Here is a 7,368-nt window from a genome sequence, read left to right as displayed (position 1 = left end):
GTAAGGCGAGGTAAAGAGCAGGCCGGCAAAAAGGTTTAACATGATGGTTCTCCCTACCAAGATTTGTACTGGGAAAGTCCCCAATCAGCTCGCCGGCTGAAAAAGAACTGGACAAAGAAGCTAGAGTCTTCGTCATTACCTTTCACAAGGTTCACCTCAGGAGAATCTTGACAGATCCCTACAGCTTGATTTTGCTGGCCTTACCGAAAGATCCTTATGACCCCCTAGAATATCGGCCAGCATAGCACAGTTGAGCTCAATTCTGAAACCTACTTTGCAAGAATGCTGTATTTTTCTGATCAGTATATTCATTTACATTGAACAGATATCAGTCTGTTCGTTCAGACACTTAAAACCCTCCAGATAGCCCTCGCGAATTTGTCAACAATCGATCTCTTAGTCATCGGGGCTAGAAGAGGGGATCTTCCCGGTGATCAGCCAGTTATCCCCCACAGTCTGCAGTTGCGGCTCCAGCAGTTGCCAGCTCTGGTTAACGTCAGGGATCCCTTCTCCTCCTACGGGGGTTGGGGCGTCGGCCCCGCCCAAGATCTTGGGAGCGATGAAGGCGGCCACTTTCTGGATGGCCCCATCTTTGAGGGCTGCCCAGGCCAGGGTGCCGCCGCATTCCCAGAGGGCGCTCAGACAGCCTCGCTCGAAGAGGGCCTGTGCTGTCTGGGCCGGGGTTACTTGATCCAGGTGCAGCAGCTCCACCCCTTGCTTGGCCAGGGATCCCCAGAGGGAATGGGTCTCTGGGGCTTCGGTGATCACCAAAGTTGGTGCTTCTTCCACCTGCCAGAGGTGGGCCACGGGGGGTAGGTTTAGGGAGCGGCTGAGAACCACCCGCAGGGGCTGGGATCCCTGAAAATCCGGCAGGCGGCAGGTGAGGCGGGGGTTGTCGTGCCAGACGGTTTTGGATCCCACGATGACCGCGTCGTGCCAGGCCCGCTGGCGGTGAACCCACTCTCGCGCCAGAGGGTTGCTAATCCACTGGCTGTGGCCGGTGGCGGCGGCGCTCTTGCCGTCTAGGGTCATGGCGTATTTCAGCAGGCCAAAACACCGTTTCTGCACAATGGCGAAGGCAAAGCCCTCGTTCAATTCTTGGCACTCCTGCTCCAGCACCCCTACTGTTACCTCAACCCCGGCCTCCTGCAGGCGGCGGATCCCTTTGCCGGCCACCAGGGGATTGGGATCCTGCATTCCCACCACCACCCGCCGGATCCCAGCCGCCAGAATGGCCTCGGTGCAGGGGGGGGTACGCCCATAGTGGTTACAGGGCTCCAGGTTGACGTAGAGGGTGGCGCCCCTGGCCAGGGATCCCGCCTGTTGCAGAGCCAACACCTCTGCGTGGGGCTGGCCGGCCCCTGGATGAACGCCTTCTCCCACCACCTGCTCCCCCTGCAGGATCACGCAGGCCACCCGCGGATTGGGAGAGGGGCGCTGCAATGTGGAACGGGCCAGGGACAAACACCGCTCCATCCATTGCCGATCCGAGGTCATAAAATGGGCGTCCAGTCCAGGGGGCTGAAGCTGGCTATAGAGCTGCCAGTTGACGGTCAAAAGCTACGATAGATGCTCTAAATTCTAGCTCGGCTACCTGACGTCAAGAGGTGGGTATCGATCCAGATACGGGCAAGAAGTTGCCCCCGCCAATTCACAACCTCCTGACCGTGATACCTGCTACATCTTGGGTTTCGACAAACAGGCTCTAATATTGGGATGGTTGTTCTAGGAGCTGCCTTCATGACCTCTTCCCCCCACCTGACCGCTGCAGAGTGGGCAGCGGCTTCTGCCAACGGGCTGAAGGAGGCTGCCCTGCTTGGGGAACGCGATCCCTTGGCCCATCCCCTCCAAATCAACGAAGCCTTCAACCACAGGAACAACCTGTTAAACCGTCGCCTGCAACTGGTGGAAGAACTCTGGGAAGCCGTAATCCTGCAGGAGTGCGGGCAGTCTCTGGTGGAGCTGTTGCAGCGGCTGCGTTCCATGTGTTCCCCAGAAGGACAAGCCCTGGAGTACCCGATCCCAGAGGTGCTGCAAATTATCGAGCATCTCAGCCTCGATGCCACCATTCAAACGGCGCGCGCCTTTGCCCTGTTTTTCCAGTTGATCAACATTGTTGAACAGCACTACGAACGGGCCGAAGACTCCGACATGCGCATGGTGGACAGCCAGCAGCGCACGGTGCGGGAAAACGAAAAATTTGAACGGTTGTTCCCTTACCTGCGGGCTCAAGGAGTGCCGCCAGGCCTACTGCGCCGACTGCTGGAGCAGTTGCACATTCGCATGGTGTTCACCGCCCACCCCACCGAGATCGTCCGCCACACCATCCGGGAAAAGCAACGGGCCTTCTCTCGCCTGCTCAGCCAACTGGATTGGGCAGAACAGACTCAGCCTTTGCAGGCCCAGATGTTGAAAGAACAGATGGCGGAAGAGGTTTTGCTTTGGTGGCGCACCGACGAGTTGCATCAGTCCAAACCGACCGTTCTGAACGAAGTCGATTACACCTTGCACTATTTTGAAGAGGTTTTGTTTCAGGCTATCCCGCTGCTGCACGAATACCTCAGCCGCAGCTTGAAAAAAGCGTTTCCCGGCGTTGAGCCGCCGCCGGCAGGATTTTGCAACTTCGGCTCGTGGGTGGGCGGGGATCGGGATGGCAATCCTTCCGTCACCGCCGATGTTACCTGGCAAACGGCCCGCTACCAGCGCAACCTGATTTTGGGCAAGTACATCGAATCGGTGAAGGCGCTCACCAAAACCCTGAGCGTCTCTTTGCACTGGGGGGATGTGGACAGCCAACTGCTGGATGCCCTCGAGCAAGATCACCGCCTCATGCCGGAGGTTTACGAATCGTTTTCGCTGCAGTATCGCCAAGAGCCCTACCGTCTCAAGCTCAGTTATATGCAGCGGCGGCTGGAGTTGACGCGGGAGCGCAACCGCAACTTGGCCGACTCCGCCTGTCTGCCCGCCCCTCCCCCTGTGGACAACGCCTACGCCAATGCGGAAGAATTTCTGGCCGACTTGCAGCTTATCCAGCAAAGTTTGAAAAACAGTGGCCTTTCTTGCCGCCAGTTGGATCACCTCATCCAACAGGTGCAGGTGTTTGGCTTTCACCTGGCCCACCTGGATATCCGCCAAGACAGCAGCTACCACGAGGCCGCTCTCACCGAGATCTTTGAGTACTTGCGCATTTTGCCGCGGCCCTATAGCCAGATGACGGAAGAGGAAAAAACGGCTTTTCTTCTGCAGGAGCTGCAGACCCGTCGGCCCCTCATCCCCCTGGAGAGCCCTTTTTCCGAGAAAACGGCGGAGCTGATCGCCACCTTTCGCACCCTGCGCCGTCTGCAGCAGGAATTTGGCCTGGCCATCTGCCAAACTTATGTGATCAGCATGAGCCGCCAGTTGAGCGATCTGCTGGAAGTTTTGTTGATGGCCAAGGAGGTGGGCCTTTACGATCCCATCAGCGGGCGCGGATCCCTGGCAGTGGTGCCGCTGTTTGAGACTGTTGAAGACCTAAAGCGAGCGCCAGAGGTGCTGCGGCAGTTGTTGGAGATCCCTTTCTACCGCCAGTACTTAGCTCAGCAAGAAGACTTACAGGAGGTGATGCTGGGCTACTCGGATAGCAACAAGGATGCTGGCTTTCTAAGCAGCAACTGGGAGATTTACAAAGCCCAGCAGCGGCTGCAGGCGGTGGCCGAGTCCTATGGTGTGAAGCTGCAGATCTTCCATGGCCGGGGCGGCTCGGTGGGGCGCGGGGGAGGGCCGGCCTACGAGGCGATTTTGGCCCAGCCGGGGCGCAGCGTGGGAGGCCGCATCAAGATTACCGAGCAGGGAGAGGTGTTGGCTTCCAAGTATTCCCTCCAAGATCTGGCCATTTTTAACCTGGAAACCGTTACCAGCGCTGTGATCCAGGCCAGCCTGCTGCGCACCTACCCCAACGACCTGCACGAGTGGTCGCGCTTGATGGAATCCTTGGCAGAGCGCTCCCGCCAGGTGTACCGCAACCTGGTCTACGAGCAGGAGGGTTTTGTGGAGTTTTTCCATGAGGTTACCCCCATAGAAGAGATCGGCCAACTGCAGATCAGCTCCCGTCCTGCTCGCCGCAGCGGTGGCTCGAAAGATATTGGATCCCTGCGGGCTATTCCTTGGGTATTCAGTTGGACGCAGAGCCGCTTTCTCTTGCCGGCCTGGTATGGGGTCGGCACCGCCCTACAAGAATACGTGGCTAAGGGCGAGCACAACCTCAACCACCTGCAGCACCTCTACCGCGAGTGGCCCTTCTTCCGCATGGTGATCTCCAAAGTGGAGATGACTCTGGCCAAGGTGGATCTGCAAATAGCGCGTCACTACGTGCGGGAGATGAGCTCTCCAGAACGTTTGCAGCGGGCGATGGAGCTGTTTGAGTGCATTGCCCAAGAAATGTACCGCACGCGCACAATGGTGCTACAGATTACGGGTCACAGGGAACTGTTGGAGAACGATCCCTACTTGAAGCGCTCGGTGCAGTTGCGCAACCGCTCGATTGTGCCCTTGGGCTTTATTCAGGTCTCTCTCCTCAAGCGCCTGCGAGAGCACCAAGGAGCCCGCGCCGGGCGCACGCGCTACAACCGCGCTGAACTCCTGCGCGGAGCCATGCTCACCATCAACGGCATTGCCGCCGGAATGCGCAACACGGGCTGAACCCCTCAAACGCCGGCCAAGCTCAGATTGGTTCAGATCTTCAGAACAGGTCGTCATCGTACTCTTCTGGCTCCGCCTCTTCCACCTCGACCGATTCCACCTCGACAACGCGGCGGGAGGGACGACGGGGGGGCTCATTCGGGTAGCCTTCTCCTTGGTCTTGGGGCAGACGTGGGGGACGGCGGCGGGTGACCGTGCCTGTGCCGCGCTCCTCCTGCGTATCTACATCCTCTGGATACTCTCCGGTGGCGGGGCGACGGGCCTCTGGCGGCGGGGCGGGCTCATCGTAGTCGGTGTTTTGGCGAGAGCGGGATCCTGGCTCGTCGTAATACTCATCCACTTCGGGTCGGCGGCGCGGACGCACACGGGTATCGCTGGTCAGTTGGGGCCTGGGGCGACGCCCAGGCTCTTCGCTGCTGCGTTTGGGAATGGCGCGACTGTAAGAGGAGGTATCGCGAATGCGGGATCCTTCGGCCCGAGCAGAAACCGTGCGTCCTTGGGCATAGTCATCTAGGGGGTAGGTACGGCTGAAGTCTTTCTTGCGAACGGCTGGACGAACCCCGCCCACCTGCCGTACCTTTTCGCTCAAGAGAATCCGCAACCGGAAAGTTTCGATGGCAAACCAGCCGGCCATCACCGCCAGCAGCACCTGGGCAAAAAACAGCAACGGGATGAGCCGCTGACCCTCCAGAAGCAAACAGATGGAATAGATCAGGCCCATCGTGGCGAAAATCACATCCGATTCAGCGGAGGCCTCTCGCTTGATAAAGCGAACTGCGAAGATGGCTCCACTGGCAATCGCCACCAGCGCTGCCATCAAAAAATAGGGGCTTTGGGTGAGAAACATGCCAGGGATCCCTAAACAATGAAGAGGGGAGAGCGCTAAGCCTTACCCATTCCACAGCCGATCCTAACATCGATCCTCCCGCCGGCACGGACAACACCCGGGTTTGGATCCCTCTTGAATCCATGGGATCGGTGCTAAAATCGGCAACATCTTCCTGCATGTTCCATGCTGTATCTGGCACGGGTACACAAAAAGAGTCTCTTCGGCCAGGGGGAGCTGCAGCTCTTGGCTCGCCAGGCCGAAGAAGGGGTTTGGATCCCACTGCGCCAGCCAGAGTGGGTCACCTGCAAAGATGCTGGCCCTTACAACGTTGGCGTGTTGCTGCTGGTTGAGCTCTCGGAACAGCGGCGGGTAGAGCGGCTGGAAGAGGCGGCCATGAAGCTGGTGGAGATGTTGCACAGCCTGTCTCAAAACCGCAGTCTGGTGGATCTGTCGGAGATCGAAAGCTGGCGGCAATCTTTGACTCGCCAAAGCCAAGAGCTGAGCCGTCGAGAAGCCGAGGTGGCCGCCCGCCAAGAGCAACTGCAACAATGGGAAGCCCGCTTGCGCGAGAAGCTATCTTCCTGAATGCCCTACCGATCTTTTTCCCAAGCCGTCTGAGCCTGCCAGGGCGCGTTGAGACTAGCATAGCTCCCGGCTGCTCTAAGCCAACAACAGACGATCCCCTCTCCCTGAGTCAGCCCAAGCGCTCCGCGCCGCTCACGCGACCACCCCCAACCCCTCTCCCTGAGGCAGCCCTCACCCCCAACCCCTCTCCCTCAGGGAGAGGGGAGTTAGGGATGGATGTAGTTTCTTCATATTTTTTTGTTTGAAATGAGATAAATGGCCGTAACCGCGGAAAACCCCGCGGCTTCCCATCGGTTAAACAGCGCTGAGATCTGGCCTTAACTCGCGGGCACCTCGCAGATACACATGTTGCATGTCAGCTTGGGCAAGCGGAGTATTCAATTGGATCAGAACGCGAATACAACGGGGCAGGTCGCTGCTTACCCCCATCTGCTGCACATCCAACAACGGTACCGATTCCCAGCCGGGGCGACGACGGGCAAATTGGGCGGGAAAAGCCGCATTTAAATCAGGGGTAACGGAAAAAATAACGCTGACCAACTCAGCCAGATCTAGAGCGTTGCGATGTTCCAGTGCGTCCAACAACTCTGTTACTGCCGCTTCAATCGCCTCGGCAGTGTTTGCCGGTACGGTGATGGCTCCCCGAATTGCTCTGACTCGCCACCCCAATGGCCACACCCTCGCGCCTTTGAGCTCGTCTTGCTTCCAGAAAATTATACAGACTCATCTCCACGGGATCCCATCCCCTGCCAGCTCCGGTTAGGGGCCAGGCTGTAACAGCTTCTCCAGGATCTGAGCGTGGCTGAGGCCGGAGTCCACCCAGGCTTCTCCCTCTTTGAGGCGGGCGGCAGCGGTCAAGATAAACAAGTTGCTCTGCGCCCCCAAGGCCTCGCTGGTGGTTTGCACACAGGCCAGATCCTGGCCGGTTAACTGGCTAAACCAAGTGCCCAGCAGGCCTGCTTCCAAAAAGCCCATCGGGCGCTTGAAATGAGGGGGCGTAGCGGCAGCGAAGGGAGAGTTTCGGATCGACACCACCAGCACCCCCTGATCTTTGTAGGTCCAGTCGATCTCGATCAACCCCCAGCCGTGAGCTTTCCAAGCTTGTCTCAGACTTTGGAGGAAAATGCCCATCTCCAGCTCGGCCAGAGGCTTCTGGTAGTAGTCAGAGAGTTCCTGGGCAAAACGGCGGAAAAATTCCTTGCCCCACATACGACCACAGTTGCGCAACACCAGGCGAGCGGCTTGCCCCGTCTCGTATTCCAAGCCGGTGTAGATAC

6 protein-coding genes are annotated in these 7,368 nt (G+C 58.4%); 2 read left to right on the top strand and 4 right to left on the bottom strand.

What is annotated here, in order from left to right; genetic code table 11:
* Nucleotides 1–396: 396 nt before the first annotated feature.
* On the bottom strand, nucleotides 397–1,497 hold the full coding sequence (gene ribD, locus NW857_RS01285) for a bifunctional diaminohydroxyphosphoribosylaminopyrimidine deaminase/5-amino-6-(5-phosphoribosylamino)uracil reductase RibD (protein WP_414337279.1): 1,101 nt from the start codon (nucleotides 1,495–1,497) through the stop codon (nucleotides 397–399).
* Nucleotides 1,498–1,740: 243 nt separating this feature from the next.
* Here ribD and ppc point away from each other — a divergent pair, with 243 nt between their 5' ends.
* Complete coding sequence (gene ppc, locus NW857_RS01280; protein ID WP_414337262.1) at nucleotides 1,741–4,677, top strand: phosphoenolpyruvate carboxylase; 2,937 nt, start codon at nucleotides 1,741–1,743, stop codon at nucleotides 4,675–4,677.
* Nucleotides 4,678–4,717: 40 nt separating this feature from the next.
* Here ppc and NW857_RS01275 read toward each other — a convergent pair whose 3' ends face one another.
* Nucleotides 4,718–5,524 (bottom strand): Ycf66 family protein, encoded by an 807-nt coding sequence (locus tag NW857_RS01275; RefSeq protein WP_414367760.1) that lies wholly within the window; start codon nucleotides 5,522–5,524, stop codon nucleotides 4,718–4,720.
* Between the two features lie 165 nt (nucleotides 5,525–5,689).
* Here NW857_RS01275 and NW857_RS01270 point away from each other — a divergent pair, with 165 nt between their 5' ends.
* Nucleotides 5,690–6,091 carry a hypothetical protein gene (locus NW857_RS01270; RefSeq protein ID WP_414335877.1) on the top strand — a complete coding sequence of 134 codons (402 nt, stop codon included), beginning with the start codon at nucleotides 5,690–5,692 and terminating at the stop codon, nucleotides 6,089–6,091.
* A gap of 294 nt (nucleotides 6,092–6,385) precedes the next feature.
* Here the strand turns inward: NW857_RS01270 and aroH are convergent, their stop codons facing one another.
* Nucleotides 6,386–6,760 carry a chorismate mutase gene (aroH, locus tag NW857_RS01265; protein ID WP_414334481.1) on the bottom strand — a complete coding sequence of 125 codons (375 nt, stop codon included), beginning with the start codon at nucleotides 6,758–6,760 and terminating at the stop codon, nucleotides 6,386–6,388.
* Nucleotides 6,761–6,850: 90 nt separating this feature from the next.
* The coding region (locus NW857_RS01260) for a V4R domain-containing protein (protein WP_414367758.1) at nucleotides 6,851–7,368 on the bottom strand (518 nt) is incomplete at its 5' end.

This window comes from Synechococcus sp. H55.9, assembly GCF_047462355.1.
Taxonomy (GTDB): domain Bacteria; phylum Cyanobacteriota; class Cyanobacteriia; order Thermostichales; family Thermostichaceae; genus Thermostichus.
The sequence above is the reverse complement of the archived record's forward strand: the minus strand, read 5'-3'. Positions and strand labels throughout refer to the sequence as shown.

What these genes read in the sequence shown, in the direction of transcription:
- ribD (WP_414337279.1), bottom strand. Translation starts at nt 1,497, where the DNA reads ATGACCTCGGATCGGCAATGGATGGAGCGGTGTTTGTCCCTGGCCCGT.
- ppc (WP_414337262.1), top strand. Translation starts at nt 1,741, where the DNA reads ATGACCTCTTCCCCCCACCTGACCGCTGCAGAGTGGGCAGCGGCTTCT.
- NW857_RS01275 (WP_414367760.1), bottom strand. Translation starts at nt 5,524, where the DNA reads ATGTTTCTCACCCAAAGCCCCTATTTTTTGATGGCAGCGCTGGTGGCG.
- NW857_RS01270 (WP_414335877.1), top strand. Translation starts at nt 5,690, where the DNA reads ATGCTGTATCTGGCACGGGTACACAAAAAGAGTCTCTTCGGCCAGGGG.